General features: G+C 42.2%; 1 pseudogene. It reads right to left on the reverse strand.

Annotated elements, in window-relative coordinates:
* Positions 1 to 32 precede the first annotated feature (32 nt).
* Positions 33 to 223: pseudogene (locus AC6CWS_RS26570) on the reverse strand (DUF6904 family protein); the annotation flags it as partial.

Here is a 223-nt window from a genome sequence, read left to right on the forward strand (position 1 = left end):
CTGATGGTACTCACTGGCCGGACAGTGGTTGCTCACCAGTTGATATTGTCCGGCCAGACCCATGATGTATTATTCATTTCGTTCAGCATCTTTATGTCCTGCTTTTCACGGACATACTTACCCCATAATGAATGAAAAGAACGAACAATACTGATTAACTGCTTTTTTCTTTGCTCCGGAGATAGGCTGATAAAATAGCAGCACCTGCTGTCAATATTATCCT

Source organism: Klebsiella sp. M041, assembly GCF_059759695.1.